Source organism: Novacetimonas cocois, from assembly GCF_003311635.1.
Lineage (GTDB): Bacteria > Pseudomonadota > Alphaproteobacteria > Acetobacterales > Acetobacteraceae > Novacetimonas > Novacetimonas cocois.
The window spans coordinates 442-2,890 of the sequence record NZ_QEXL01000032.1 but is presented as its reverse complement, the minus strand read 5'-3'; the positions used below and the strand labels follow the sequence as shown (position 1 = coordinate 2,890).

General features: G+C 59.3%; 2 protein-coding genes and 2 pseudogenes. All 4 read right to left on the bottom strand.

Translation table 11 applies throughout. The features are described from left to right. A pseudogene (locus tag NJLHNGOC_RS16480) lies at nucleotides 1-311 on the bottom strand (site-specific integrase); the annotation flags it as partial. Continuing rightward, a complete protein-coding gene (locus tag NJLHNGOC_RS14925) occupies nucleotides 308-604 on the bottom strand; it encodes a WGR domain-containing protein (RefSeq protein WP_110570148.1) in 297 nt (98 codons plus the stop codon). The pseudogene NJLHNGOC_RS16480 and the gene NJLHNGOC_RS14925, both read right to left, overlap by 4 nt. A gap of 312 nt (nucleotides 605-916) precedes the next feature. Then, complete coding sequence (locus NJLHNGOC_RS14920; RefSeq protein ID WP_113597060.1) at nucleotides 917-1,426, bottom strand: hypothetical protein; 510 nt, start codon at nucleotides 1,424-1,426, stop codon at nucleotides 917-919. 163 nt (nucleotides 1,427-1,589) lie between these two features. After that, nucleotides 1,590-2,449 (bottom strand): annotated as a pseudogene (locus NJLHNGOC_RS14915) (IS3 family transposase); the annotation flags it as partial.

Below are 2,449 nucleotides of genomic sequence, written 5' to 3'. Positions count from 1 at the left end.
GAGGGGGGCACCGGCACGGCGCGATAGATCCCGTCCTGGCGCTTCTTGAGCGTAGCGAACACCAGCACGCCGCCGGCGAGGTCCACCCGGTCCGCCGTCAGGGCGAGGGCCTCGGACAGGCGACAGCCCGACCAGGCCAGGGTCATGCACAGCGTGCGGGCCTCGCGCGGCGCCTGCTCGGCCGCGCGCAGGAAGCGCGCCCGCTCGGCAACCGTGAGGTATTTGCGGCTCCCGTCGCGGTCGAACAGCTGCATCCCGCCAGGGGCGCCTGCCGGGGTCGCCCGCTGTCCCGGTTTTCGGGTGCCGCTCATCCGGCCGTCCTGTCGCGGTAACCCCGCCGGCGCTTGGCCCGAAGCTGACGGGCGAGGGCGTCGAGCGCCTGCCCGACATCGTCATGCAGCTCGCAGATCTGCCGGCCGACCGTTCCGATCCGCCCCCACTGCCGCACCAGGGCGGTGCCGCCGAACAGGTCGGGCTGCAGTGACAGATGGTAGAAGCGCCAGCAGTTGGCGGCCGGATCCACGCGCACCAGCGCCGCCGTTTCGGGGAACAGCGGCAACTGGCGAGGCGGCCGGACAGGGGCCTTCGGGGCAGGTCTGGGCATGATTTCCCGAAAAGTGTAACACATATCACCCGCCCCGGACAGGAAAACCGCCGCTGACACGGGACCGACCGGCCAGTTTCATGCCCGGCCTGTTACACTATTACCCATAGTGTATCAGGTCAGAGGTCTGCCACCCCTTGAGACGTTACCACTCTCAATCCAACAGACCAGAGCTTCACGTCCCATTATCGCCGTTTGTTCTCTACGGCGCAGATCCAACAATAACCAAATAGTAAATCTGTTGGGATGACGGCCAGAAATGACGTATAAAATTCTAAAAATATTCAAAATTTATTTGCGCTCTGACCATTTTTAATATTTCCGGTAGGCTGTCGGCTCTTTAGATTTCACTGGGTCCAGGCGGTGCTTTTCAGCCCTATCTAAATGCCGCTGACGCGCATTAGCCGCGCCGTCGAGTGACCGTTCGATCCGCGACGTTAGTATGCCCCAAGATTCATAAGGCGGCGGACAGCGCGTCTCAAGGTCAAACTCGCGGATACATACCAGACCCAACCGAAGACTTTTTTCTACGACGTGCATAAGCATGTTGAAGATATTGACGGCAAGCTGGCCCTCCCGCTCCCACCAGTCATCGACATGCTGGGAGATCTCATTCAGCGAGTCATAGTAGCGAATAAGGGCGATGGCCTTATCGCCGGGGAGATCGCGCACCTGAGGCGCGCTCGGATAAAGCGACGGCATGTAAGGACGGAAATCACCCTTCAGGTCGTTGGTCGTCAAGCCGTTGATCGACGATTCACAGGTGAAATTGACCACCGCGCGGTCGAGGATGTACTGAGTCCGTTCGATCGTGCGTTGCAACTCTGGCGCAAGCGCGGCGATAGCGTCGGCCTCTCTTTCTGCCTTATTCTCTGCATCTGTGCGGCGCTTGTTTAGTTCTGTAATCCAAGCGCCTAGGAGAGAGGTGGTCCCGTCTGTTCGGACAGTTTTTAGGTTTGAATAAGCTATACCTNNNNGGTTGTTGTTATGCCGCCANNCTGACGGCGTTGCTGTTGGCCATCTGGTCCGGGGTTAACCCCGGACCAGATGGTGTCGGCGCGCCATGATACGCCTCATCAGGCGTTCGTCCAGCCAGGGCCGTATGGGGACGTTGCCCGTTATAATGGGTGATCCATTTCGTGAGCCCCACTCGAAGTTCTGATCCGGTCTCAAATGCGTGCAGGTAGACACATTCGTATTTCAACGACCGCCACAGACGCTCGATGAACACGTTGTCCAGCCAGCGCCCACGCCCGTCCATGCTAATGCGGATCTGACGTTCTTCCAGGATACCGGTAAAACGGGGCGTCGTGAATTGTGAGCCCTGGTCCGTGTTGAAAAGCTCCGGGGTGCCGTAGCGCATCAGCGCATCCCGGAGTGCCTCAATACAGAACTCCGNCGTCCATCGTGTTCGACAGACGCCAGGACAGGACCTTGCGCGTGAACCAGTCCATGATCGCCACGAGATANGAGAAATCCCCGTTTCATGGGAATATATGTGATATCGGAACACCAGACCTGGTTAGGTCGATCAATGACCAGATCCCGCAGTAGATATGGATATTTCCGATGCTCCGGATGGGGCACACTCGTGCGTGGCTTCTGATAGATCGCCCGCAGGCCCATGATCGCCATGAGCCGGCGGACGCGTTTGCGCCCCACTTCATGTCCCAGGCGGCGCAGATGCCATGTCATCTGCCGCGAGCCATAATATGGCGTTTCCAGGAACTGGGCGTCGATCAGCCGCATCAACTCCAGATTGGCCTCACTCTGTGGCACAGACCGATAGTAGACGCCCGACCGGTTGAGTCGCAGCAGCGTGCATTGCCGAATTATCGGCAGACA

Excerpts from the sequence above, each read along its gene's own strand:
- NJLHNGOC_RS14925 (WP_110570148.1), bottom strand. The coding sequence starts at position 604 with ATGCCCAGACCTGCCCCGAAGGCCCCTGTCCGGCCGCCTCGCCAGTTG.